This is a genomic window from Microbacterium sp. Au-Mic1 (genome assembly GCF_021341785.1).
Lineage (GTDB): Bacteria > Actinomycetota > Actinomycetes > Actinomycetales > Microbacteriaceae > Microbacterium.
Genome location: NZ_JAJTTF010000006.1, coordinates 127,618 through 151,263, shown reverse-complemented (window position 1 = coordinate 151,263; position 23,646 = coordinate 127,618). Strand labels below are relative to the sequence as shown.

At 70.4% G+C, this 23,646-nt stretch carries 22 protein-coding genes; 18 read left to right on the top strand and 4 right to left on the bottom strand.

Annotated elements, in window-relative coordinates; translation table 11 throughout:
* Positions 1-123: 123 nt before the first annotated feature.
* Positions 124-1,506: an aldehyde dehydrogenase family protein gene (locus tag LXM50_RS10015; protein ID WP_233311174.1), complete on the bottom strand. Its 1,383-nt coding sequence runs from the start codon at positions 1,504-1,506 to the stop codon at positions 124-126.
* Between the two features lie 96 nt (positions 1,507-1,602).
* Positions 1,603-2,763 carry a CdaR family transcriptional regulator gene (locus LXM50_RS10010; protein WP_233311173.1) on the bottom strand — a complete coding sequence of 387 codons (1,161 nt, stop codon included), beginning with the start codon at positions 2,761-2,763 and terminating at the stop codon, positions 1,603-1,605.
* 143 nt (positions 2,764-2,906) lie between these two features.
* On the opposite strand from LXM50_RS10010, the gene LXM50_RS10005 reads away from it, so the two are divergent.
* The gene (locus LXM50_RS10005) at positions 2,907-4,517 is read left to right on the top strand and encodes a thiamine pyrophosphate-binding protein (RefSeq protein WP_233311172.1); all 1,611 of its coding nucleotides are present in this window, start codon (positions 2,907-2,909) and stop codon (positions 4,515-4,517) included.
* A 101-nt stretch (positions 4,518-4,618) separates the two neighbouring features.
* On the opposite strand, the gene LXM50_RS10000 is transcribed toward LXM50_RS10005, so the two are convergent.
* On the bottom strand, positions 4,619-5,821 hold the full coding sequence (locus LXM50_RS10000; RefSeq protein WP_233311171.1) for a M20 family metallopeptidase: 1,203 nt from the start codon (positions 5,819-5,821) through the stop codon (positions 4,619-4,621).
* Positions 5,822-5,978: 157 nt separating this feature from the next.
* Between LXM50_RS10000 and LXM50_RS09995 the strand changes: the two genes are divergently transcribed.
* From LXM50_RS09995 to LXM50_RS09945, 11 genes are all read left to right on the top strand, one after another.
* The gene (locus LXM50_RS09995; RefSeq protein WP_233311170.1) at positions 5,979-6,659 is read left to right on the top strand and encodes a FadR/GntR family transcriptional regulator; all 681 of its coding nucleotides are present in this window, start codon (positions 5,979-5,981) and stop codon (positions 6,657-6,659) included.
* A 93-nt stretch (positions 6,660-6,752) separates the two neighbouring features.
* On the top strand, positions 6,753-7,802 hold the full coding sequence (locus LXM50_RS09990) for a histidinol-phosphate transaminase (protein ID WP_233311169.1): 1,050 nt from the start codon (positions 6,753-6,755) through the stop codon (positions 7,800-7,802).
* 238 nt (positions 7,803-8,040) lie between these two features.
* Positions 8,041-9,816, top strand: coding sequence for an iron ABC transporter permease (locus tag LXM50_RS09985; protein WP_233311168.1), 1,776 nt, complete (start codon positions 8,041-8,043; stop codon positions 9,814-9,816).
* Between the two features lie 20 nt (positions 9,817-9,836).
* Positions 9,837-10,955 (top strand): ABC transporter substrate-binding protein, encoded by a 1,119-nt coding sequence (locus LXM50_RS09980; RefSeq protein ID WP_233311167.1) that lies wholly within the window; start codon positions 9,837-9,839, stop codon positions 10,953-10,955.
* 44 nt (positions 10,956-10,999) lie between these two features.
* Complete coding sequence (locus LXM50_RS09975; protein WP_233311166.1) at positions 11,000-12,172, top strand: ABC transporter ATP-binding protein; 1,173 nt, start codon at positions 11,000-11,002, stop codon at positions 12,170-12,172.
* Positions 12,173-12,198: 26 nt separating this feature from the next.
* A complete protein-coding gene (locus tag LXM50_RS09970; RefSeq protein WP_233311165.1) occupies positions 12,199-13,464 on the top strand; it encodes an amidohydrolase family protein in 1,266 nt (421 codons plus the stop codon).
* A 1-nt stretch (position 13,465) separates the two neighbouring features.
* The gene (locus tag LXM50_RS09965; RefSeq protein WP_233311164.1) at positions 13,466-13,780 is read left to right on the top strand and encodes a hypothetical protein; all 315 of its coding nucleotides are present in this window, start codon (positions 13,466-13,468) and stop codon (positions 13,778-13,780) included.
* A complete protein-coding gene (locus tag LXM50_RS09960; RefSeq protein WP_233311163.1) occupies positions 13,777-14,166 on the top strand; it encodes a Rieske 2Fe-2S domain-containing protein in 390 nt (129 codons plus the stop codon). Before LXM50_RS09965 ends, LXM50_RS09960 begins: the two co-directional genes overlap by 4 nt.
* A 102-nt stretch (positions 14,167-14,268) precedes the next feature.
* Entirely contained in the window at positions 14,269-14,772 is a 504-nt protein-coding gene (locus LXM50_RS09955; RefSeq protein WP_233311162.1) for an amino-acid N-acetyltransferase, read from the top strand.
* Positions 14,773-14,781: 9 nt separating this feature from the next.
* Complete coding sequence (locus LXM50_RS09950; RefSeq protein WP_233311161.1) at positions 14,782-15,462, top strand: hypothetical protein; 681 nt, start codon at positions 14,782-14,784, stop codon at positions 15,460-15,462.
* Positions 15,463-15,692: 230 nt separating this feature from the next.
* Entirely contained in the window at positions 15,693-16,103 is a 411-nt protein-coding gene (locus LXM50_RS09945; RefSeq protein WP_233311160.1) for a dehydrogenase, read from the top strand.
* A 27-nt stretch (positions 16,104-16,130) separates the two neighbouring features.
* Here LXM50_RS09945 and radA read toward each other — a convergent pair whose 3' ends face one another.
* Positions 16,131-17,498, bottom strand: a complete 1,368-nt coding sequence (gene radA / locus LXM50_RS09940) for a DNA repair protein RadA (protein WP_233311159.1) — start codon at positions 17,496-17,498, stop codon at positions 16,131-16,133.
* Between the two features lie 312 nt (positions 17,499-17,810).
* Between radA and glp the strand changes: the two genes are divergently transcribed.
* The 6 genes from glp to cydB all read left to right on the top strand — a co-directional run bounded on the left by glp (position 17,811) and on the right by cydB (position 23,321).
* The gene (gene glp, locus LXM50_RS09935; protein WP_233311158.1) at positions 17,811-19,067 is read left to right on the top strand and encodes a gephyrin-like molybdotransferase Glp; all 1,257 of its coding nucleotides are present in this window, start codon (positions 17,811-17,813) and stop codon (positions 19,065-19,067) included.
* A gap of 5 nt (positions 19,068-19,072) precedes the next feature.
* A complete protein-coding gene (locus LXM50_RS09930; protein WP_233311157.1) occupies positions 19,073-19,738 on the top strand; it encodes a molybdenum cofactor guanylyltransferase in 666 nt (221 codons plus the stop codon).
* Positions 19,735-20,016: a DUF6457 domain-containing protein gene (locus tag LXM50_RS09925; RefSeq protein WP_233311156.1), complete on the top strand. Its 282-nt coding sequence runs from the start codon at positions 19,735-19,737 to the stop codon at positions 20,014-20,016. The genes LXM50_RS09930 and LXM50_RS09925 overlap by 4 nt, the downstream gene beginning before the upstream one ends.
* 134 nt (positions 20,017-20,150) lie before the next feature.
* Positions 20,151-20,882: a metalloregulator ArsR/SmtB family transcription factor gene (locus tag LXM50_RS09920; RefSeq protein ID WP_233311155.1), complete on the top strand. Its 732-nt coding sequence runs from the start codon at positions 20,151-20,153 to the stop codon at positions 20,880-20,882.
* Positions 20,869-22,281: a cytochrome ubiquinol oxidase subunit I gene (locus LXM50_RS09915; protein WP_233311154.1), complete on the top strand. Its 1,413-nt coding sequence runs from the start codon at positions 20,869-20,871 to the stop codon at positions 22,279-22,281. Before LXM50_RS09920 ends, LXM50_RS09915 begins: the two co-directional genes overlap by 14 nt.
* Positions 22,282-22,295: 14 nt before the next feature.
* The gene (gene cydB / locus LXM50_RS09910) at positions 22,296-23,321 is read left to right on the top strand and encodes a cytochrome d ubiquinol oxidase subunit II (protein ID WP_233311153.1); all 1,026 of its coding nucleotides are present in this window, start codon (positions 22,296-22,298) and stop codon (positions 23,319-23,321) included.
* Positions 23,322-23,646: the final 325 nt, after the last annotated feature.

The window sequence follows — 23,646 nt, the reverse complement described above, 5'->3', positions numbered from 1 at the left end:
GTTTCGGCTCGCTCCGGCTACGCCGGGGCCGCTCAACGACCCCGGAACTCCTCCCGGGGTCGTTGAGCGAGGACGCCGCAGGTGACCGAGACGAAACGCGGTCCCCCGGCAGGCGCCAGCCCGTCAGCGGCGGATGACCTTCGTCGCCGCCATCGCCTTCAACCCCTCGACGCCGAACTCCAGCCCGTAGCCCGAGGCCTTGGTGCCGCCGAAGGGGATCGACGGATCCACGCCGCCGTGCTGGTTGATCCACACCGTGCCGGCGTCGAGGCGCTGGGCGACCTCGGCAGCCGCATCGGCGTCCGGACCCCATACCGAGGCGCCGAGGCCCTGCTCCGTGCCGTTCGCGCGGCGCACCGCGTCGTCGACCTCGGTGTAGCGGACGACGGGCAGCACGGGGCCGAACTGCTCCTCGTCGACGATCGCCGTGCCGTCCTCGACGTCGGCGACGATCGTGGCGCGGTAGAAGAGCGGGCCGAGATCCGCGGCCGGCTCCCCGCCCGTGACGATCCTGCCCCCGCGCTCGCGGGCGTCGTCGACGAGGCGCGAGACGATGTCGAACTGGGCGGGGTTCTGCACCGGGCCGAGCCGGTTGCCCTTGTCGTGTCCCGAGCCCATCGGCGCGGCCTCGGCGCGCTCGGCGAGCGCGGTGACCACCTCGTCGTAGACGGAGTCGTGCACGTAGAGGCGCTTGAGCGCGGCGCACACCTGCCCGGTGTTCATGAAGGCGCCCCAGAACAGGCGATCGGCGACCGCGGCGACGTCCGTGCCGGGCAGCACGATCCCGGCGTCATTGCCGCCGAGCTCGAGCGTGAGTCGGGCGAGGTTGTGCGCCGAGCTCTCCACGATGCGCCGGCCGGTCGGGGTGGATCCGGTGAAGACGATCTTCGCGACGTCGGGGTGCGCGGCCAGCGCGGCCCCCACCTCGCGATCGCCGGAGACGGCGGTCACGACGTCGGAGGGCAGGTGACGCCGGAAGATCTCCGCGAGCGCGAGGACGCTCAGCGGGGTGTTCTCCGACGGCTTCATGACGACCGTGTTGCCCATGCGCAGCGCCGGCGCGATGTGCCAGACCGCGATCATGACGGGGAAGTTCCACGGGCCGATCGAGGCGACGACGCCGAGCGGGACGTAATGCAGCTCGGTGCGGGAGGCGCCCTCCTCGCGCAGCACCTGCGGCTCCAGGGCCGTATCGGCGGCGGCGCGCAGCCAGTGCGCGGCGCCGTGCACCTCTCCGGCGCCGTCGATCTTGCCCTGCTCGGCGGTGACGATCTCGCCGAGCTCGTCGGCGTGCGCGTCGAGGTCGTCGGCGACGAGGTGCAGCAGTCGGGAGCGCTCGGCGTGGCCGAGAGCGGCCCAGCTCGGCTGGGCGGTCCGGGCGGCGTCGATCGCCCGCTCCAGATCCGCGACAGTGCGGACAGGGGCGCGTCCGACCTCCGCGCGGGTCGCGGCGTCGAGGATCGGGCGGCCGTCGGGGTCGGAGACCGAGGTCAGCAGTGCGTTCATGGCAGCTCCCTTGCGTGCGGCGGGGTCGCGGCGGTCGGAAGACGGCCGCAATAAACTCTAATCAATATAGTCAATTGTCCGATCGCTGTCTGCGCGTCAGCGCAGGCCGGCGAGCGTCGCGACGCGCAGCGCGGTGTGCAGCTCGCGGCGCACGCCTCCGTCGGCGAGGTCGACGTCGGCGATCGCGCGGATCCGGTCGAGCCGGTAGTAGAGGGTGCTCCGGTGCACGTGGAGCTCCTGCGCCGTGCGCTGCGCATCGCAGCCGCAGTCCAGGTAGGCCTCGAGCGTGTGCGCGAGGTCGGGGCCGGACTGCGCGTCGAGCAGGCGCTGCACCGCCTCGGGGAGATCGGTGAGTGCGAGCTCCGCGAGTGGCAGCTGCAGGAGCACGCGGTCGAGGCCCAGGTCGGCCCAGTGCGCGACGCTGCCTCGTGCTTCGTCGACGACCGCGGCGCGCTGGGCGATGCGCGCCTCCCGGAGCGACCGCACGGCCGAGGCGAGCGGGGCGTGCGCGCCCCCGATTCCGGCGCGCAGTGCGGAGAACGCGGGCTGCGCGAGCAGGGCGGTGAGGCGATCGGCGTCGATCTCGTAGGGCACGGCGAGGACGGCCTCGCCGTCGATCACCGCCCCGACCGCCTTGAGGGTCGGGAACACCGGGATGCTCGCGACGGCACGGTCCAGCAGGAGGCGCAGGGTGGCTGCGCTCGCCACGGCGCCAGGTGCCACCGCGAGCGAGATCGCGGTGTAGTGCGGGGCGGGGGAGAGCAGGCCGCTCGTGAGCAGCTCGTCCGCGGCGCGTGCCCGCTGTTCCGCCGCCCCGCCGAAAAGCGCGGAGAGCAGTCGCAGCGCCCTGTCCTCGTCCTGCCTGTTGCCGAGCGCCATCGCGGCGAGCACCACGCCCAACTGCTCCCGGCCGGTGCGCAGCACCTCGTCATCGGCGACGGGCTCGTACCCTTCCGGGACGGTCGACGACACGTAGCCGACGAGGTGGCCGTCGTGCCGGATCGGCGCGACGAGTCGCGTCTGCCCGCCCTCGATCGCCGGGATCAGCACCGGGCCGTCCGCCTGCCCGACCCGGAACTCCTTGATCGACTCCCGTGCGCGGGATGAGCCGCGGTGGGCCAGGATGATCGCCAGTCGTGCATGGTCGACGTCGCCGTCGTGCACGCTGAACGCGGTGACGGCGAACTCCGCGTCGAACACGATGATCGGCCGTCCGAGCCGGTCCGCATAGGCCTGCACCTGTGCTTCGAGCGTCATCGCCCGCCTCCCTTTCCGCTGCTCTCCGGGATCTGCCGAACGCGGTTGCGAGCGTCCGAGGAAGCGGCCGACAGATGGTCGCGTTGCAGAGATCCGGGAAATAGATCTATATTCATTATATTCATTTCTTGAGAGGCGATGCGATGGCAAAGATGACAGGCGGCGACGCGCTCACCCTGGCCCTGCTCAGCGAGGGCGTCGAGACGGTCTTCGGAATCCCCGGCGTGCAGCTGGACGGTCTCACCGACGGGATGTACCGCAAGCAGGACGAGATCGATCTGCTCGTCCCGCGGCACGAGCAGAGCACGACGTACATGGCGGACGGCTACCACAGGGCATCCGGGAAGCCGGGCGTCGCGATGGTGGTGCCCGGGCCCGGCGTGCTCAACGCCGGAGCGGGCATGGCGACGGCGTACGCGTGCTCCTCGCAGGTGATGCTGCTGGCCGGAACGATCCCCTCGCGTCTTGTCGGCGGCGGGCTCGGTGCGCTGCATGAGATCCCGCGTCAGACCGAGACGGTCGGGGGGCTCACGAAATGGGCGATGCGGCCCACCCGGGCCGAGGAGATCCCCGAGCTGGTGCACGAGGGCTTCCGCCAGATGCGCACCGGACGTCCGCGCCCGGTCGCCCTCGAGCTGGGGCCGGATCTGCTGCACGCCGAGATCGATGTCGAAGTCGGCGACCCGTTCGCGGTGGAGGCGCCGGTCGCGCCCGCCGAGGACGTGGCGGCGCTCCTGCGCCTGCTCGCCGAGAGCGAGCGCCCGGTCCTGCACGTCGGCGGCGGTGTGCGCGGGACGCGCGCGTTCGCGCTCATCGCGGCTCTCGCCGAGAAGCTGGACGCCCCGGTCGTCATGAGCGAGAACGGCCGCGGGGCGATCGACGCGCGCGATCCGCATGCCCTCCCCGCCTTCGCCCTCTGGGAGCTGCGCGCGACGGCCGACCTCGTGATCTCGTTCGGCAGCCGCTTCCTCACCCCGTTCGGGCAGCAGCTGAACGTCGGCGACGCGCGGATCGCGCTCGTCAACGTCGAGGCCGCGGATCTCGGATCCCCGCGACGGCCCGACCTCGCCATCCAGGCCGACGCGACCGCGGTGCTCGAGGCGCTCGTCGCCGAGGCCCCGGCGCGGGAGGGCTGGGGGGACGAGCTGCGTCGCCTGCGCGCCGAGTGCGAGGAGCGGATCCGCGAGCGCGTGGCGCCGCAGATGGCCTTCGTCGACGCGATCCGCGCCGCGCTGCCTGAGGACGGCGTGTACGTGAACGAGCTCACCCAGATCGGCTACGTCTCCACCTACGGCTTCCCCGTGCAGGCGCCGCACTCGTACGTGTGGCCCGGATACCAGGGCACGCTCGGCTATGCGATGCCGACCGCGCTCGGCGCGGCAGTGGGCTCGGGTGGCCGCCCGGTCGTCGCCGTCACCGGCGACGGCGGGATCGGCTGGTCGCTGCAGGAGTTCGCGACCGCCAAGCGGTACGGGATCCCGCTGGTGACCGTGCTGTTCGAGGACGGACGGTTCGGCAACGTGTGGCGCATCCAGCGCGACACCTACGGCGGGCGCTTCATCGGCTCCGACCTCGTCAACCCCGATTTCGCGCTGCTCGCGCAGGCGTTCGGGATCGACTTCGTGGACGTCGAGGACGCCGACGGCGTCCGCACCGCGATCGAGGCCGCGATCGCGGCCCGGCGTCCGGCGATCGTCCGGGTGCGGGTGGACGTGTTCCCCTCGCCCTGGTCGCTCATCCACGAGAAGCACTGATCCGCCCGGGGGCGGCGACGGTCGGTGGCGGAACGATCCCGCCCGGACATCGCGGCCCCCGATTCCGCGGTCCGTGGCGCCCCGCAGCGATCCGGCGTCGCTCATCGGGGGCCGACGTGCGCGAGCGCGAGCGCGGCGAGCGCTGCGGCCTGATCCGCGAGGACGCCGTCGTCGAAAAGCGCACGGGGGGAGTGGTTCATCTCCGCCTCGTCGGGATCGATGTCCTCCGGTGTGGCACCGAGGAAGAGGAACGCTCCGGGAACCTCGGCCAGGACCGCGGAGAAGTCCTCGGAGGCCATCGACGGCTCGGCGGCCGGGACCGCGCGTTCCGTGCCGAGCAGCCCGCCGATCGTCGCGAGCGCCCGCTCGGCGCACGTCTCATCGTTGACGGTGACCGGATAGACGGTGCGGAAGGAGACCCTGGCGCTGCAGCCGTGCGCAGCCGCGATACCGTGCGCGAGATCCGGCAGTTCCCTCTCCAGCACCTCGCGGCTGCGGTCCGAGAGGATGCGGACCGTCGCTCCCAGTGAGGCCGTGTCGGGGATCGCGTTGATGATCTCGCTGCCCGCGAGCTTCGTGACCGAGAGGGCGATCGGATCGAAGGTCGGGAAGCGGCGGGTCGCGAACGCGTGCAGGGCCAGGACGATCTGCGCGACGGCCGGCACCGGATCGATCGCCTGCTGCGGGCGGGACCCGTGTCCGCCGCGGCCCTCGACCACGATCTCGAGCGCGCAGGCGCCCGCCATGATCGTCCCACCGCGGGTCGAGAACACCCCGGCAGGCCCGGGCAGGACGTGCACGCCGTACGCCGCCTCGACGCGGGGACCCGCGGCGTCGAGCACGCCTTCGCGGATCATCCGGAGGGCTCCGCCTCCGGCCTCCTCGCCGGGCTCGAACATGAGCACGACCGAGCCGGCCATCCGCTCCCGCCGCGCCGCCAGCAGCCGGGCCGCGCCGACGAGGCCGGCGGTGTGCAGGTCGTGCCCGCACGCGTGCATCAACCCGTCGACATCTGACGCGTAGGGGAGCCCGGTGCGCTCCTGCACTCGCAGAGCGTCCATGTCGGCGCGCAGCAGCACGGCGGGACCAGGCCGGGCGCCCCGAACGACGGCCGTGATCGAGGAGAACTCCTCCGGCCCTGTCTGCATCTCCAGGCCGAGACCGTCGAGAGCGTCGCGTACGGCGCGCTGGGTGCGGGGAAGCGCGAAGCCCGCCTCGGGGTGCGCGTGCAGCGCGCGGCGCAGGCGCACCAGCTCGGGCTGGAGGGATCTGGCGTCTGCGCGCAGCGCGGCGGGATCCGTCATGGGGGCTCCTTCGTCCCGAGTCGACGATCCGTGGTCGCCGATGGCCATTGAGTATGATGAATATATCCAATAGAGGGTGCGCCGAGGCGGGTCACCTCATACTCTGTACTCACGCGTGGCCGGCTCGGGGTCACCGCAGGGATCACCGGGGGAAGTCATGACGCAGATCACCAACGCCGCCGTCGCCGTGCAGGTGGCGAAGTCGCTCGAGGACGAGATCGTCTCCGGCGGCTGGAAGGCCGGGCACTTCATCGGGAGGCGGCAGGAGCTCGCGACCCGGTTCGGGGTGGCGCCCGCGACCCTCGGCGAGGCGATCCAGTTGCTGCGCTCGCGCGGCGTGGTGGACGCGAAGCCCGGCCCCGGCGGCGGCATCTTCGTCGCGTCGCGCTCGCCCTTCATGCAGCTCAGCGACCAGCTGCTGCAGCTGCGCGAGGGCAAGGCGACCGCGAGCGACTGCCTCCGCGTGCTGGACGCGCTGGACGGTCTGGTGCTGCACGATGCGATCGAGCACGCGAGCGACGACGACGTCGCCGAGATCGCGACGTTGGCCGAGCGGCTCCAGGCCGTGTGGGGCACCGAGGCGGGGCCGTCGGCGATCTGGGCGCTGCACGCGCGGATCGCCCTGATCACGCCGAACGAACTGCTGCGCAGCCTCTACACGAACCTCGTCGACTACATCATCGCGGAGCAGCTCGAAGGCGCCATGGCGCCCAGCACCCCCGAGCGGCTGCGTACGCACCTTGACTTCGCCGCGGCCGTCGCTCAGCGCGATCACGACCTTGCGCGGTCCGCGGCCGAGCGGCACCGGCATTCCTCGGTCGCGACACTGCTCTCCTGAGGGTTTGAGGGGCGGAGCGGGTTGACAGGGCGGCGCGTCTTCAATAATGTTCATATTCATTATTAACAATTGACTTCCGCCCGAGGAGGACGCATGTCGCTCGAGTTCCGAAGCGTCGTCGATGAGATGCTGCAGACCCCGAACCGTCCCGCCGGCGCGACACCGCCGCCCATCCGGCTCTCGCAGAACGAGATGCCCTGGACGCCGTCGGCGCCGATCGTCGCGGCCATGACCGTGGCGGTCGAGACGTCACACCGCTACCCCGACTATCACCGCGCCGCGGCCCGCGCCGCGATCGGCGGGGCTCTCGGTGTCGCCCCCGACCGGGTCGCGGTGGACAACGGCTCCGGGTCTCTGCTGCACGGTCTCGCGCGGCTCGTCTGCGAGCCCGGCGTGCACGGCGTCTACCCGGCACCGTCCTTCGAGGCGTACAAGGCCGCTCTGGCGCTCGCCGGGGCCGAGACCACGGCGGTCGGTCTCGCCGACGACGGCGCGATGGACCTGGACGCGATGGCTGCGGCGATCCGTCCCGAGACACGCATCGTGTACCTCTGCAACCCCAACAACCCCACCGGCGGCCTGATCCCGGTCGAGGGCCTGCGTGCGTTCCTCGGGCAGGTGCCGGAGAACGTGATCGTCGTGCTCGACGAGGCGTACCGGGAGTTCGTCACCGACGAGCCCGTCGAGGCCACGCTGCCGCTGCTCGACGAGTTCGAGAACCTCGTGATCCTGCGCACGCTCTCGAAGTCGCACGGCCTCGCGGGCATCAGGGCCGGATACGCGGCGGCCTCGGAGCGGATCGCGGAGGCGCTGCGGCGCACTTCGGTCGGCTTCGCGCTGAACGGGATCGCCGAGGCCGCGCTCATCGCGGCCTTCAGTCCCGAGGGGATCGCGATCGCCGACGAGCGCATCGCGATCATCGTCGCGGAGCGGGCGCGCATCGTGCGGGCTCTCGACGGCGCGGGAGTCTCCGTGCTCCCGAGCCAGTCCAACTTCCTCTTCCTCCCCGGCGATGCCGGCGCCCTCATGGCGCGCTTCGCGGAGCAGGGCGTCCTCGCCCGGCCGTTCCCGAACGCCGGCGGTGCGCGCGTCACGGTCGGCCTCCCCGCGGAGAACGACGCCGTCCTCGCGGCCCTCCTCTGACTCCCTGATCGATCCCCGGCGCGTCGCGATCGCGCGCCGGGGATCGCCGACGGACACGATCGCGCCACCGGCGGCCCGGGTTCCGACACCGTGTCGGACCGCCCGGGAAGGACTTCGGAGCCGGGCCCGATGAGGCTCGCGCAGCGGCTTCCTACGCTGACAACACGACAGACGGAGCGGTCTGATCCCGGGTGACCGGAGGTCTCGGATCCGCTCTCGCGAACGGAAGAAGAGGGCAGTGACGGCAAGCGACTTCGAACGCGACCGGCGAGCATCGATCCGGCGCTCGCTGACCGGCGGGTTCGGGTGGACGGTGTTCCTCGCCGCCCTGACGCTCGTGTTCGTCTACCCGGTCTCGATGATCGCGATCGGCGCGTTCCGCGACGGACTTCCGTCCGACGACCTGCCCTTCACTATCGGCGGGCTGCTCGCGGCCTTCCAGGATCCCGAGACGTGGAAGACCATGGGCAACTCGCTGCTGCTCGTGGTCGTGTGCGGCACGATCTCCGTCGCCGGCGGAGGGCTCTTCGCGTGGATCGCGGCGAACACCAACGTCCCCGGTCGCCGCCTGCTGACGCCGCTCATGGCTGTCAACCTGTTCGTGCCGCCGCTGTTCCACACGCTCGGGTGGATCATGCTGGGCAACCCGCAGAACGGCCTGCTGAACCAGTTCGGCCGCATGCTCGGCATGCACGGGCCGCTCATCAACATCCAGAGCTGGGGTGGCCTGTTCCTGCTGATGTCGCTCGGCTACATGCCGTTCGCGTACCTGCTCATGCTCGGCGCCTTCAAGAATCGCGACCAGTCGCTCGATGAGGCGGCCGCCATCAGCGGCGCGGGTGCCGTGCGGACCTTCTTCACCATCACGGTCCCCTCGGTCGGGCCCGCGATCACCGGGGCCGCGATCCTCATCGCGGTGCTCGTGTTCCAGTCCTTCGACAGCCCGCAGCTGATCGGACGGCAGGCCAACATCTTCGTGTTCTCGACCCAGATCTTCCACTACGTCCGCGATCAGGCGCCGGCGGAGTACACGAAGGCCTTCGCGCTCTCGCTCGTGCTCATCGTGCTCGTGCTGCTGCTCTTCCTCGCGCAGCGCTGGATCCTCCGCGGGCGCAGCTTCACGACCCTCACCGGCAAGACCTCGCGCCGGGAGCCTCAGGAGCTCGGCCCCGTGCGCTGGGTGCTCTCGGCCCTCATCGTCCTCTTCCTGCTGCTGAACCTGATCCTGCCGCTGTTCGCGATGATCCTCGGCAGCCTGCAGCCGATCTTCGGCGTCATGAGCACCGGGCTCACCTTCGACAACTACGTGCAGATGCTCACGGACCCCGAGTTCAGCTCGAGTCTGGGGCTCACAGCCTGGCTCGCCGTGATCGGCGGCTTCGGCTCGATCGCGGTCGCTCTGCTCACCACCTACGTCACGGCGCGCCGCACGGGCTTCATCCGCTCGTACACGTCGTTCTCGGTGTGGATCCCGTGGGCGCTGCCGGGCATCGTCCTCGCGCTGGCGTACATGTTCGCAGTGCTCTACGTGCCCGCCTTCCGCAGCCTCTACGGCACCGCGTTCCTCATGACGCTCGTGCTCATCGTCGCCACGATCCCCGTCTCCAGCCGGATCGCCGAGGGGGCGCTCGCCCAGCTCTCGCCGGAGCTCGAAGAGGCCGGGCGCACGTCCGGCGCCGGATCCTGGCGCGTGCTGCTCACGATCGTGCTCCGACTCGTCGTCCCCAGCTTCCTGTCGGGCTGGTTCCTCTCCGCGCTCTTCATCGCAGGCAACCTGTCGGTGCCGATGCTGCTCGCCCCGCCGGGATTGCAGCCGGTCTCGCTGACCGCGTTCCAGCAGTTCCTGCAGGGCAACATGTCGCAGGGCGCCGCGCTGTTCATGATCATCCTCGTCGCGGCCATGGGTGTGCTCGCGCTCGCCGCGGGGTCCATGAAACTCGCCGCGGTCCTCCGCGCCCGCGCCGGCCGCTCGGGCCGCGCCCCCTCAGTCCCCCTCACCCGGATCACCCCCTGACACACCCGAGAGGAAGAATGATGACGTTCTCCCGCACCACCCTCCGCCTCGCCACGGCCACCCTGGCCATCGGCGCGCTCGCCGCCCTGACCGCGTGCTCCTCCGGCACGGCCGCGGCCAAGCCCGACACTCCGATCGAGGTCCCCGGCACCAGTGCCGCGGGCAACAAGCACATGAACGACCTGTACGGCAAGGCCGTCGCCGACGGGAAGACGGACATCGTGGTCTACGGGCCCAGCGTCTCCTCCCAGAAGGCGCTGTTCAAGGCGTTCACGGACCGCTTCCCGGGCATCAAGGTCGTCCAGCAGGACCAGCCGGACGCGCAGAGCATCACCAAGATCGAGACCGAGGCGCAGAGCGGCAACCGTATCGCCGACATCTACGACGGCGGGGAGTCGCCGCAGGTCGCCGCGAAGGCAGACCTGTGCACCAAGGCCGACGTGCAGACGGCTCCGGACGGTTTCGAGATCCCGACGAACTTCGACGGCCGCCTCACCTACTACGCGATGCGCTACTTCGTGTTCGTCTACAACACCGACATGGTCAAGGAGAACGAGGCCCCGAAGAACTGGAAGGACCTGCTCGACCCCAAGTGGAAGGGCAAGATCACGGTCGGCGACCCGACCGTCCCCGGCGGCATCCGTTACATCCTCACCTCGCTCATGGTGCCGGAGAGCGCCGACAAGTGGGGCAAGCCCTACGTCGAATCGCTCGCCAAGCAGGACGTGCAGTTCGCCCAGTCCGAGCCCAACGTCCCCGCGGACGTGGCCAGCGGCCGGTTCCCCATCGGCATCGCGGTCTACCAGGGCTTCTACGAGGACGTGAAGGCCAAGGGCGGCCCGGTCGCCGCGGTCTTCCCGCTCGACGACGGCGGCAACTTCATGTCCCGCACCGGCATGTGCATCGTGAACAAGGCCCCGCACGCGGACGCCGCGCAGCTCTACATCAACTGGCTGTACTCGCCCGAGGGGCAGAAGGCGCTCGCCGAGAAGAACAAGTCGTACGGCTGGACGCCGGACGCTCCCGGCCCGCAGGGCGCTCCGGCGCTGAGCAAGCTCGGACGCCTGCCGTTCTCCAACCCCGACCCGAACTTCAACCAGCCCTACTTCGACTTCATCAACGCGCAGTTCAAGAAGTAGCCGTTTCGAACCCGACGTCCCCCAGCGAGAGAGCACTGATCGGCATGACTGAGGTCCAGGTATCCGGACTGACCAAGCGCTACGGCGGCAAGACCGCCCTGCACGGATTGGATCTGACGATCGGATCCGGCGAGTTCGTCACCCTGCTCGGCCCCTCGGGCTGCGGCAAGACGACGACTCTGCGGTGCCTGGCCGGTCTCGAGCGCCCCACGGGCGGTCGGATCAGCATGGGCGATCGCATCGTCGTGGACACCGACCGGCGCACGTTCGTGCCGGCCGACAAGCGGCAGGTGGGCATGGTCTTCCAGAGCTATGCGCTCTGGCCGCACATGAGCGTGGCGGAGAACGTCGCGTACCCGCTCAAGGTCGCGAAGGTGGGGGCGGCCGAGCGCCGCACCCGCGTCGCCGACATGCTCTCCGCGGTGGGACTCGCGGACTTCGAGAAGCGTCCGGTCACCGCCCTGTCGGGCGGCCAGCAGCAGCGGGTGGCTCTCGCCCGCGCGCTGGCCGCCCGGCCGGGCATCATCTTCTACGACGAGCCGCTCTCCAACCTCGACTCCAAGCTGCGCTATCAGATGGGGCAGCAGGTGCGCTCGCTGCACAACCAGTTCGAGACGACGTCGGTCTACGTCACGCACGATCAGGAGGAGGCGATCACGCTCTCCGATCGGATCATCGTGATGAGCGAAGGCGCGATCGTGCAGGACGGCACACCGAGCGAACTGTACGACCGCCCCAACTCGGCGTATGTCGCCGACTTCATGGGCTTCCAGAACATCCTCCCCGGCACGATCCGCGCGGTGCGCGACGGCATCGCCGACGTCGAGGTCGACGGCACGTCGCTCGTCGTCGCCGGAGTCGTGACCGGCGAGGCCACGCCGGGGGAGCGGGCCGATGTCGCCTTCCGCGCGGCGCACGCCCGGATCATGCCGGTCGACGACCTCGCGCCCGGCGCCGGACGGTTCCGCGCGGCCGTCGAGCGCAGCACCTACCTCGGCAGCGCCGTCAACCTCCTCGTCCGCGCGGACGGCCTGCCGGTGCGGGTACGGGTCGACACGGGCGAGATGGCCGCAGACGCCGTGCCCCGCCCCGGCGACGCGTACGGCTTCGCGATCAACCCCGCCCGCGCGGTCGTGATCCCGCACCGCGTATCCGCCGCGCCGTCCGAGGACGACTACCTGACCACGATGACCGATGCGATCGTCGCCGCGCACTGAGCGATCGACGCCCGAGAGGAACGCCCATGAGTGACCTGCCCACACCCCGCTCCGACGCGCCGCGGATCCGCGAGCTCGCCGAGATCGGCGGCCGCTCCGACACCCGCGACGTGCTCGCCCACGCGACGAAGCAGGCGCGAGACGACTACGACGACTACTTCATCGTCGACATCGACGCCCACGTCTCCGAAGACCACTTCTGGGGTGAGGTGCTCGACCTCATCGACAACGATGTGTGGCGGGACCTCGGCCTGAGCCAGTTCCACGGATTCGGCGGCAACAACGCGCTGCTGAACATCCAGCCGGGCATGTCGCACCAGAGCGTCGGCGGCCGCATCGGTCACCAGGGTCGCAAGGAGCCGGTGGAGGGCACGGAGGGGCACCCGTTCGTGACGGCGGCACGTCGCGGCATGGACGCCATGGGCCTCGACTATCAGGTGGTGTTCCCGAGCGCGATGCTGATGCTCGGGATGCACCCGCAGGACGAGGTCGAGGTCGTGCTCGGTCGCGCGTTCAACCGCTGGCTGACCGAGGTGATCCTGCCTCCGAATCCGCGTCTCAAGGGCATGCTCTACCTGCCGTACAACACCCCCGAGGTGTGCGAGGAGCTCGTCGAGACCTATGCGGACGATCCGGGCATCATCGGCTACACGGTGTGCTCGACCCGCAACAACCCGGTGCACTCCGATGTCTACACGCGCCTCTACAAGCTCATCGAGGACAGTGGCAAGCCGCTTGCCTTCCACTCCGGCTACCACTGGGGGGATCCGTCGTTCTCGCAGCTGAACCGGTTCCTCTCGATGCATGCGCTCTCGTTCACGCATTACAACCAGATCCATGTCACCAACTGGATCATCAACGCCATGCCGGAGCGGTTCCCGAAGCTGAAGATGGTGTGGGTCGAGAGCGGACTGGCCTGGATCCCGTTCCTCATGCAGCGGCTCGACCACGAGGTGCTCATGCGCCCCAGTGAGGCCCCGGGTCTCAAGCGCCTGCCGAGCGAGTACATGAAGGAGATGTGGTACACGACCCAGCCGATGGAACGGACCAACATGGAGCTGCTCGAGGCGACCATGAAGTCGTTCAACGCGGAGACCCAGTTGCTCTACTCGTCCGACTGGCCGCACTGGGACTGGGATGCACCGTCCACGATCACGCGCCTGCCCTTCCTCTCCGAACAGGCCAAGCGCAACATCCTCGGGCTGAACGCCGCACGCGTGTTCAACCTCCCCACCGACCGACAGAAGCCCTCCGCGGAGCGCGTGCTCCAGGAACGACCCGGGATCTCCTGACATGACTGACAACACCACCACCACCGCCCCCGAGACCGCCGAGCTGTCGACGGTCATCGCCCGCCTCGGCGAGCTCGTGCAGCACGTCGCCGCCGAGGAGCGCGGCGCCGAGGTCTCCGACGAGCAGATCGCCGATGTGCTCTACGCCGCCGCGCGGCTCTTCTCCGCCAAGACCGATCGGGTCGGCAAGATCGCGTGGCCGATCCGCGAGGACGCGCTCAACGCGACCGAGACCGTCGTGCTCGTCACGGCGTTGCTGGACGCCGCAGACGTGAACCTCTTCGACATGGCCATCTGGTACCGGAGGGCCGAATGAGCGCGCAGGTCGTGCGTCGGGACGTCGTGGTCGCGAGCCTCGCCGACCTGCAGGAGCGCGAGCGGATCGTCGTCGATGTCGACGGCACCGAGTTGGGTCTGTACTTCCACGCCGGAGAGGTGCGCGCCTGGTACAACGTGTGTCCGCATCAGGGCGGGCCGGTCTGCCAGGGCAAGATCATGCCGCGCACCGTGCAGCTCGTACGGGGCGAGGACGGACTCAAGAGCGGCGGACCGGGTTTCCACCCCACGGACCGGAACATCGTGTGCCCCTGGCACGGCTTCGAGTTCGACATCCTGACCGGCAAGCACCCGGCGGATCGCCGCGTCGGGCTCCGCCCTGTCCCCGTGCGAGTGGATGCGGATGACGTCATCGTCACCGTCTGAATGTGCAGGCCGGGCTTCAGGCCCCGTCGCCCCGTTCCCTGTGAGCGGGCGACGGGGCCGCGTCGCCCCCGGAGGGCGGAGGCGCGGTCGTAGGCTGGAGGGATGAGCGACTATCTCGTCCGGCCCGCGCGGGCCGCCGACGTCCAGGGCATCTACGCACTGCTGGAGCCGCTCGTGGAGCGAAGGATCCTGCTCGGCAAGGACATCGCGGTGCTGTACGGCGCGGTGCAGGAGTTCGTGGTCGCCGAGGCCGACGGCCGCCTCATCGGCTGCGGGGCGCTGCACGTGATGTGGGAGGACCTCGGCGAGGTGCGCACCCTGCTCGTCGAGGAGGGATGGAAGCACCACGGCGTCGGGCGGGCGATCGTGGAGCGCCTCGAGGAGCACGCGGTCGGACTTGGCCTCAGCCGCCTGTTCTGCCTGACCTTCGAGGTGCCGTTCTTCCAGCGTCGCGGATTCGCGCCGATCGGCGAGCAGGTCGTCGATCCCGACGTCTACACCCAGCTGCTGCGCAGCGGTGACGAGGGCGTGGCCGAGTTCCTCGACCTCGCGCACGTGAAGCCGAACACGCTCGGCAACACGCGCATGCTCAAGCACCTTGTCTAACCTGGAAGCATGAGCCCTCGCCAGTCCGCCGCCGTCTATCGTCGCCGGCGGATCGTGGTCCTCGGCATCATCGTCGTGCTGCTCGCGCTGCTGATCGGGCTCGTGTGGTCGCTCGTGGCGCGCGGCGGCACGGGGCCGGATCCGACGCCATCCGCCACACGGTCGTCCACGCCCTCGCCGACGACCTCCACCCCGCCCGCGTCGCCGGATCCGAGCGCGGACGCGAGCCCGGACCCGTCCGCCACGACGCCCGCGCCGACCAGCACCGCCGATGCGGGGCCGGTGCCGTGCACGGCGGCCGAAGTGCAGGTGACGGCCGTCACCGACCACGACTCCTACTCCGCCGACCAGAATCCGCAGCTGTCGATCTCGCTGACCAACAGCAGCACCAAGGACTGCACCATGAACGTCGGCACCACCACGCAGGCGTTCACCATCACCAGCGGCAACGACACGTGGTGGCGTTCCACGGACTGCCAGCAGACGCCGAGCGACGCGATCCAGACCATCAAGGCCGGCGCGACGATCACCAGCTCCACCCCTGTCACGTGGGACCGCACGCGCTCCAGCGTGGACACCTGCGCGGCGACGGACCGGCAGCGCGCCCCCGGCGGCGGGGCCGCCTACCGGCTGACGGTATCGATCGGCGGGTTCCAGAGCACGAACCCGATGCAGTTCCTGCTCAACTGAAACTGGGCGGAAAGTGGGAATTTGTCGCCTAGGAGCATCCTTTGGGATACCATAGACATCAAGTCTTCGAGATCTTGACGGGTGCCATCCCCAGTGGCTTCGACAATCTCAAGCGTCCCCAGCGCATCGTCGTCCGTCGTCGAGGACTTTGAGGGCCTCTTCAATCATCTGTCCCCAAGCGATGAGCGAAGAGGTCCTCCTCTTTGTGCGGGAACTTCTAAGCTGGAACGATGGCCGTGAAGAAGTCGAAGAAGAGGGCACCCGCCGCGGCGGATTTCCGCTCCGAAGCTCTCGCGCAGGCGCTCGAGAAGCAGGACATGGCTGCGGTCGCGCTCGCGCTGCGCAACGGCAACACGGTCGTGCCTCTCATCCGGCCCGGTGCGAGGGACAACCCTCGGGACAGCGGAGAGGTGTGGACCTATCGGGATCCGTCCACGGGTGACGTCGCGCTGCTTCTGTTCAGCGACGCGAAGCACAAGCCCGCGAACCTCCCGCCCGGTGTGGGCATCTACTCGCCGGTGTGGCTGCGTTCTTTCCTCACGACCCATCGCGACGTGATCACCACGGTGTTCCTCGACATCGCCGGTCCGCACCCCATGCAGGCGCCGCCCGAGGAACTGCTGCGCGCACTGGAAGCGTGACCGTCCATCAGGACGTGTGAACGTCCGTCAGAAGGCGGGGATCTCGTCGTCGAGGCGCCGCGGTGCCCGGTGCGCCTTGACGTCGCCGAGTGCCCCGCGCAGTGTCGCCGAGCGATCGTCGATCACGTGCGCATAGCCGAGCCGGGTCGCCTCCGAGCGGCGCTGCGCCGCCTGGGTCACCGGGCGCACCTCGCCGGCCAGGCTCAGTTCGCCGACCGCCGCCAATGTGCGCGGCACGGCGTTCTCCGTGAGGGACCCTGCCACCGCGATCGCGATCGCCAGATCGGCGGCGGGCTCGACGAAGCGCACGCCGCCGACCGTCGAGACGTACACGTCCTTGTCGCTGGTCCTGATGCCGGCCCGGCGCTCGAGCACCGCCAGCACCATCGCCACACGCGACGAATCGAGTCCGTTCACCACGCGACGCGGGTTCGGCGCCTGGGTCGGGATCGTGAGCGCCTGCACCTCGACCGGCATCGCACGCCGGCCCTCCAGCGCGATCGCGACACAGGTGCCCGGCTCGGGGCGCCCGCGGGAGAGGAACAGGCTCGACGGATCCGGCACCTCGGCGATCCCGGATCCGGTCATCTCGAAGCAGCCGACCTCGTCGGTCGGCCCGAACCGGTTCTTCAGCGCCCGCACGAACCGCAGCGACGTCTGCCGGTCGCCCTCGAAGTGGCAGACGACGTCGACGAGGTGCTCGAGCACACGGGGACCGGCGACCGATCCGTCCTTCGTGACGTGCCCGACGATCACGATCGGGAGGTCTCGCTCCTTCGCCACCCGGATGAGCGCAGACGCCACCTCGCGCACCTGGGCGGGCTGACCCGCGGCCCCGTCGGACAGAGCGGAGGCGACGGTCTGCACCGAGTCGACGATGACGAGCTCGGGGGAGACCTCGTCGATGTGACCGAGGATCGTGCCGAGGTCGGTCTCGGCCGCCAGGTAGAGCTCGTCGTGCAGCGCGCCGGTGCGCTCGGCGCGCAGGCGCACCTGCGCGGTGGACTCCTCGCCGCTCGCGTAGAGCACCCGCCGGCCGGCGCGGGCGGCCGCGGCGGCCACCTCGAGCAGCAGCGTGGACTTGCCGACCCCGGGTTCACCGCTCAGCAGGATCGCCGCCCCGGGCACGATGCCGCCGCCGAGCACGCGGTCGAACTCGGCGACCCCGCTCGAGCGTCGCGGCGACTCCTGCGACGTGAGCGACGTGATGGGGCGCGCCCGCCGGCCCGCCGCGGGGGCTGTGGCCTCGACCCGGCGCACGATGCCGGTCTGCGTTGCTTGCTCGGTCACCGTGCCCCACTGCTGGCATTCGCCGCACCGGCCCACCCACTTCGCGGTCGTCCATCCGCACTCGGTGCAGACGTACGCGGGTGCGGTGGGTTTCCTGGTGGCCATGCAGCAAGGCTAGCCGGGGGTGCGGACAGCCGGGGCTGAGGAGAGGGCGGGGCGGAGTAGGGCAGGGGGCGACGAGGGATGCCTACATCCCGAAGCCGCTTCGGTGGTCTCGTATGGCCCGTTGCGGGGCGTGGAAGGGGCGCTTGGCGACCAGCGAGCGGAAGGTGGGCCAGGTGGCTTCGTGTGGCACTTTCGTTCGGTGGTCTCGTATGGCCCGTTGCGGGGCGCGGAAGGGGCGCTTGGCGACCAGCGAGCGGAAGGTGGGTCGTCGTACACCGGTACCCTCGGGAGCATGGACGCGAGGAGCAGGCGATGAGTCACGGTTCTCCCCCCGGCGGCAGCCACGGCAGCACGTTCCGCACGGTCGAGGAGCAGCAGGACCGGGTGCTCGCCGCCGTGCGTCCCCGCCCTGCCGAGACGATCCCCATCGACCGGGCGGGCGGGTCGACGCTCGCGGTCGACGCCGTCGCGGTGAACCCGGTGCCGGTGTTCGACAACTCCGCGATGGATGGCTTCGCGGTGCGTTTCGCCGATGTCGCGGGCGCCTCGGAGGGCGCGCCGGTGACCCTGCAGGTGACGGCGGATCTGCCCGCCGGAAGCCCGGAGGATCCGCCCCTCGCCCCGGGCTGCGCCGTGCGGATCATGACCGGATCCGCGCTGCCCACCGAGGCTGACACGATCGTGCCCTTCGAGGACACCGCCGGCGGGCTCGCAGATTCGCTGCGGACCGCCGTCGTGCAGCACGCGCCGCGCGCAGCGGGCGTGCACGTGCGCCGAGCCGGGAGCGACGCCGCGGCCGGAGCGGTCGTGCTGCCCGCCGGCGCGCTGCTCGGTCCGCGGCAGTTGTCCGCGCTCGCCTCGGTCGGCATCGCCGAGGTGCAGGTCGCGCCGCGCCCGCGCGTGGCCGTGGTGTCGACCGGATCCGAGCTGGTCGCGCCCGGTGCTCCGCTGCGGCGCGGGCAGATCCCCGAGTCCAACGGCGTGCTTCTGGCCGGGCTCGCGGCCGAGGCCGGTGCCGAGATCGTGCTGCGCGAGGTGGTCGGCGACGACGGCGACGGTCCCGCCGAGGCGGCCGCCCGGGCCGCTGCGCTCGGCGCGGACGTCGTCATCTTCTCCGGAGGGGTGAGCGCCGGAGCGTACGAGGCCGTGCGGCTGAGCATGGGCGAGGCGATGGAGTTCGTGGCGGTGGCGATGCAGCCGGGCAAGCCGCAGGCGTTCGGAGTGACCGCGGAGGGCATGCTGCTGTTCGGGCTGCCGGGCAACCCCGTCAGTGCGGCGGTGTCGTTCGAGACGTTCGTGCGCCCGGCGCTGCTGCGACTGCAGGGCCGCGCCGAGGTCCTCCGTCCGGTGCGGCGCATCCCGGCCGGTGCGGCCTGGCGCACGCCACCGGACCGCCGGCAGTACCTGCCGGCAGTGATCGTGGACGGAACGGTCCTGCCCGCGACGCGCGGGGGATCCGGCTCGCATCTCACGGTCGGGCTCGCCGGGGCGAGGGCCTACGCCGTGGTGCCGGCCGACGTGTCGGAGGTGGAGATCGGCGATCTCGTCGACGTGCTGGAGCTGGACTGAGCCTCATGCCGGCACCCGATTCCGCGTCGACGCCGATCGGCGCGGTCGTGCTCGTGGGTGGTCGCGCCCGGCGGATGGGCGGCGCGGCCAAGCATCTGCTCGAGCTCGGCGTCTCCACGCCGTGGGATCGCACGCTCGACGCGCTCGCGGCGCACGGGGTGTCCCCGGTCGTCGCGGTCGGTCCGGCGCCCGCTGACAGGGGAGCGCGAACGGGCGCAGCACCCGGGCGCGCCGTGACCTGGGTGCGCGAGGATCCGCCGTTCGGAGGCCCGGTCGCGGCGCTCGCCGCGGCCCTGTCCCGCCCCGAGCTCGACGACGCGGAGGAGTTCCTGCTCCTGGCCGGAGATCTCGCTCACCCCGAGGCGGTCATCGCGCGCCTGGCCGAGAGGGAGCCGACCCGTCTCGATCGTTCGCCCGACGCCGTCGTGTTCCGGGCAGGCGGCCACCCGCAATGGCTCGCCGGACGCTACAGCGCCGCCGCGGTGCGCGCGGCTCTGGCCGGGTTCGGCGAGGTGGACGGCGCCTCCTGCCGCGCCCTGCTCGGCGGTCTTCCGATCCGGTGGGTCGCGGACGAGGATGGGATCACGGCCGACATCGACACCCCGGACGACCTCGAACGCGCTCGCGCCGACGCCGCCGGATCCGCCGTACGATCAGAGGAGCCCCGATGACCCCGAACGACCGCACCCTGCCCCCGGAGGCGCTCGACGAGTGGGCGGCCGAGCTGCGCGAACGGTTCGGCCTCGCCGAGGACGACCTGCCGATCGCGCTGATCCTCGACCTCGCCCGTGACGTCGCGAACGGCGTCGCCCGCCCCGCTGCGCCGTTCAGCGCCTTCGTCGCCGGTCTCGTGGCGGGTCGTGCGGGGGGAAGCCCCGGCGATGTGCGCGCGGTGGTCGCCGCGATCTCCGAACTCGCCCTCGCTCACCGCTCCGCCCCGGAGGATTGACGCGGAGAGTCCGACCCGGGAGCCTCGGACGGATCCGTGTTCCGCATGGTCGTGATCCGAACCTCCTATCGCGCGCGGCATTATTCACGGCCGAAGTCCCCGTCCGCGGCCGTGCGCGATGCGAGTATGGAGCCATGGCCAGCGCCGGGCCCGTCTGCGGGCCGATCTCCAGCTATTCGCGGGTGCGGATCCTGCATCTCGTGCAGGCGCGTCCGCGCCGCACGATCGGCGAGCTGTGCGAGGCCACCGCATTGCACCCGAACACCGTGCGCGAGCACCTGCAGCGGCTGATCGAGGGCGGGTACGTCGTGCCGGCCACCGAGCATCGCACGACCCGTGGTCGCCCGCGCGTGCTGTACAGCGCCGCCACGGGCGCGCCCGAGGCATCGAGCCCGGTCGCCAAGCAGAAAGCCGACGCCGCCGCCCGCCGCGGAGACCTGCTGCGCCGTGTGCTGCGGACGGACCCCTCCGGACTGGGCCGTCGCGCCACCTACCAGCTCGACGCGCTCGTCGAGCACCTCGAGGAGAGCGGCTTCGAGCCCGTCATCGACGAAGACCGGCTCACCGTCGAGCTCACCCCGTGCCCGCACGCCGCCGCGCGGCCGGAGCACCGACCGGTGCTGTGCCAGGTGCATCTCGGCCTCATGCAGGGCGTGCTCGCCCAGGCCGGCGGCCCGCTCACGGCGCGCTGCGTGCGCTCGGCGGCGCGGCCGGAGGAGTGCACGGTCGAGCTGGACCGCACGGACGGCGCCGCCTCCGCGGTCGAGGAGCGCAACGGATCCGCGGGAGGATCCGGATCCCCACACGGAACAGGATCCCTCGCCGGATCCGCGAACGCAGGAGGCCTCGCGCATGGATTGGCTTGATCCGCTCGTCCTGTCCCGCTGGCAGTTCGGGCTGACGACCGTCTACCACTACCTGTTCGTGCCGCTCACGATCGGCATGGCCACCGTCACCGCGATCTTCCAGACCGCATGGGTGCGCACCGGCAAGATCGAGTACCTGCATCTGACGCGGTTCTTCTCGAAGATCTTCCTCATCAACTTCGCCATGGGCGTGGTGACCGGCATCGTGCAGGAGTTCCAGTTCGGCATGAACTGGTCGGACTACTCCCGCTTCGTCGGCGACGTGTTCGGCGCCCCGCTGGCGTTCGAGGGGCTGCTCGCGTTCTTCCTCGAGGCGACCTTCATCGGCCTGTGGATCTTCGGCTGGGACAAGCTGCCGAAGAAGGTGCACCTCGCCACCATCTGGGGCGTCGCGATCGGCACGATCCTCTCGGCGTACTTCATCATCGCCGCGAACGCGTTCATGCAGAACCCGGTCGGCTACACGTACAACCCGGCGACCAACCGCGCCGAGCTCACCGACTTCGTGGCGCTGCTGACCAACAAGGTCGCGCTCGCCGCGTTCCCGCACACGATCTTCGGCGCGTTCATGCTCGCGGCCGGCGTCGTGATCTCGGTCTCGGCCTGGCACCTCTCCCGTGGCCAGCACGTCGTGACGATGCGGAAGTCCCTGAAGTTCGGCTTGTGGGCGATCCTCGTCGCGACCGCCGGCGTCGTGCTCTCCGGCGACCAGCTGGGCCTCGCGATGTACTCCACGCAGCCGATGAAGATGGCGGCCGCCGAGGCGACGTTCAACACGGTGTGCGGCAAGGACGCGGCGTTCAGCCTGTTCACGCTCGGCACGCCGGACGGCAAGACCGACCTGTTCTCGATCCGCGTGCCGTATCTGCTGTCGCTGCTGTCCAACCACACCCTGGACGGCTGCGTGCACGGCATCAACGACCTGAACGCGGAGTACGCGCAGAAGTTCGCGTCCACGGGGCTCACCGAGTTCAACCCGGTGCTGTGGGTCACCTACTGGGCGTTCCGCTGGATGATCGGGCTGGGGATGGCCCACGCGCTGGTCGCGGTGGCCGGCCTCTGGTTCACCCGAAAGAACGCCAAGCGCGAGCCCGCGCAGTGGATGTGGAAGATCGCGATCTACTCCTTCCCGCTGTCCCTGGGCGCGAACATCGTCGGCTGGGTGTTCACGGAGATGGGCAGGCAGCCCTGGATCGTGTTCAGCCTGATGACGACGAAGAACGGGGTCTCGCCCGGAGTGAGCGGGGTCGAGGTGCTCATCTCGCTCATCTCCTTCACCGCCATCTATGCCGCCCTCGCGGTCGTCGAGGTCGGGCTCATCGTCCGCGCCGCCAAGAAGGGGCCCGACACCACCGAGAAGCACGACGAGGACGCCCCCGTCCCGTCGGTCGTGTACTGAGGAAGGACACGGACATGGATCTCGCAACGCTCTGGTTCTGGATCGTCGCCCTCTTCTTCGTGGGCTACTTCGTGCTCGACGGCTTCGACTTCGGCGTCGGGATGTCGCTGCCCTTTCTCGGCAAGGACGACGTCTCGCGGCGCCAGGTCATCAACACGATCGGCCCGGTCTGGGACCTCAACGAGACCTGGGTGATCGTGGCGGGCGCCTGCCTGTTCGCGTCGTTCCCCGAGTGGTACGCCTCGCTGTTCAGCGGCTTCTACCTGCCGCTGCTGGTGATCCTGCTCGCCCTCATCCTGCGCGGCGTCTCGTTCGAGTACCGGCACCAGCGGGACGATCCGCGCTGGAAGCGCCGCTTCGACACCATGATCGTGATCGGATCCGCCGTTCCCGCGCTGCTGTGGGGCGTCGCGTTCGGCAACATCGTGCAGGGCGTGGCGCTGGATGAGAAGCACGTCTTCCGCGGATCGGTGTTCGACCTGCTGAACCCGTACGGGCTGCTCGTGGGCGTCACCACGCTGCTGCTGTTCTTCCTGCACGGACTGTACTTCGTGGCGCTCAAGACCGACGGCGTCGTGCACGAGCGGGCCCGCCGCGTGGCGCGTCTCGCCGCGCTGCCGACGATCCTCGCGGCGGCCGGGACCGTGGTGTGGACGATCGTGATCGCCGCCGGACGACCGTCTCTGCTCTGGGCCGTGATCGCGCTCGGCGCCGTGGCCGCGGTGTTCCTCATCGTGTCGGTGGTCTTCTCGCTGCGCGGCCGCGACGGCTGGGCGTTCGCCGCCGGGGTCGTCACGATCCTCACCGCCGTGCTCATGCTGTTCTCCGCGCTGTTCCCGAACGTGCTGCCCTCCACGATCGACCCGGCGAACTCGCTCACGATCCAGAACGCGTCCAGCACGCCGTACACGCTGCAGATCATGAGCTGGACGGCCCTCGTGGCGATGCCGCTCGTGCTCGCCTACCAGGCGTGGACGTACTGGGTGTTCCGCAAGCGCGTGCGCCGGTCGACGATCGAGGCCGCACCCGCGCACGCATGACCGGGTCGGATCGCCTTCCGGGCCGGCTGGCCTGCGACGGATGCACGACTCCGCCACGGATGCGCGACGGATTCGCGGATCCGGTCGTGCAGGCGTCGCGAGGTCGTGCAGGCGTCGCAGCTGCCAGCGGATGGCCGCGTGTGCGGGGTGTGCAGGGTGTGCGGGGTGTGCGGGGTGGACGGGGTGTGCCGGGTCGACGGGGAGGGCGGCCAAGCGACGCGTGCACGATCCGGAGACGGAGGCACGATCGAATCACCGGATCCGATCCTGCAGGCGTCGCAAGGTCGTGCAAGCGTCGCAGCTACCGGCGGATGGCCGCGTCGAG

What these genes read in the sequence shown, in the direction of transcription:
- LXM50_RS10015 (WP_233311174.1), bottom strand. Translation starts at nt 1,506, where the DNA reads ATGAACGCACTGCTGACCTCGGTCTCCGACCCCGACGGCCGCCCGATC.
- LXM50_RS10010 (WP_233311173.1), bottom strand. Translation starts at nt 2,763, where the DNA reads ATGACGCTCGAAGCACAGGTGCAGGCCTATGCGGACCGGCTCGGACGG.
- LXM50_RS10005 (WP_233311172.1), top strand. Translation starts at nt 2,907, where the DNA reads ATGGCAAAGATGACAGGCGGCGACGCGCTCACCCTGGCCCTGCTCAGC.
- LXM50_RS10000 (WP_233311171.1), bottom strand. Translation starts at nt 5,821, where the DNA reads ATGACGGATCCCGCCGCGCTGCGCGCAGACGCCAGATCCCTCCAGCCC.
- LXM50_RS09995 (WP_233311170.1), top strand. Translation starts at nt 5,979, where the DNA reads ATGACGCAGATCACCAACGCCGCCGTCGCCGTGCAGGTGGCGAAGTCG.
- LXM50_RS09990 (WP_233311169.1), top strand. Translation starts at nt 6,753, where the DNA reads ATGTCGCTCGAGTTCCGAAGCGTCGTCGATGAGATGCTGCAGACCCCG.
- LXM50_RS09980 (WP_233311167.1), top strand. Translation starts at nt 9,837, where the DNA reads ATGACGTTCTCCCGCACCACCCTCCGCCTCGCCACGGCCACCCTGGCC.
- LXM50_RS09975 (WP_233311166.1), top strand. Translation starts at nt 11,000, where the DNA reads ATGACTGAGGTCCAGGTATCCGGACTGACCAAGCGCTACGGCGGCAAG.
- LXM50_RS09970 (WP_233311165.1), top strand. Translation starts at nt 12,199, where the DNA reads ATGAGTGACCTGCCCACACCCCGCTCCGACGCGCCGCGGATCCGCGAG.
- LXM50_RS09965 (WP_233311164.1), top strand. Translation starts at nt 13,466, where the DNA reads ATGACTGACAACACCACCACCACCGCCCCCGAGACCGCCGAGCTGTCG.
- LXM50_RS09960 (WP_233311163.1), top strand. Translation starts at nt 13,777, where the DNA reads ATGAGCGCGCAGGTCGTGCGTCGGGACGTCGTGGTCGCGAGCCTCGCC.
- LXM50_RS09955 (WP_233311162.1), top strand. Translation starts at nt 14,269, where the DNA reads ATGAGCGACTATCTCGTCCGGCCCGCGCGGGCCGCCGACGTCCAGGGC.
- LXM50_RS09950 (WP_233311161.1), top strand. Translation starts at nt 14,782, where the DNA reads ATGAGCCCTCGCCAGTCCGCCGCCGTCTATCGTCGCCGGCGGATCGTG.
- LXM50_RS09945 (WP_233311160.1), top strand. Translation starts at nt 15,693, where the DNA reads ATGGCCGTGAAGAAGTCGAAGAAGAGGGCACCCGCCGCGGCGGATTTC.
- radA (WP_233311159.1), bottom strand. Translation starts at nt 17,498, where the DNA reads ATGGCCACCAGGAAACCCACCGCACCCGCGTACGTCTGCACCGAGTGC.
- glp (WP_233311158.1), top strand. Translation starts at nt 17,811, where the DNA reads ATGAGTCACGGTTCTCCCCCCGGCGGCAGCCACGGCAGCACGTTCCGC.
- LXM50_RS09930 (WP_233311157.1), top strand. Translation starts at nt 19,073, where the DNA reads ATGCCGGCACCCGATTCCGCGTCGACGCCGATCGGCGCGGTCGTGCTC.
- LXM50_RS09925 (WP_233311156.1), top strand. Translation starts at nt 19,735, where the DNA reads ATGACCCCGAACGACCGCACCCTGCCCCCGGAGGCGCTCGACGAGTGG.
- LXM50_RS09920 (WP_233311155.1), top strand. Translation starts at nt 20,151, where the DNA reads ATGGCCAGCGCCGGGCCCGTCTGCGGGCCGATCTCCAGCTATTCGCGG.
- LXM50_RS09915 (WP_233311154.1), top strand. Translation starts at nt 20,869, where the DNA reads ATGGATTGGCTTGATCCGCTCGTCCTGTCCCGCTGGCAGTTCGGGCTG.
- cydB (WP_233311153.1), top strand. Translation starts at nt 22,296, where the DNA reads ATGGATCTCGCAACGCTCTGGTTCTGGATCGTCGCCCTCTTCTTCGTG.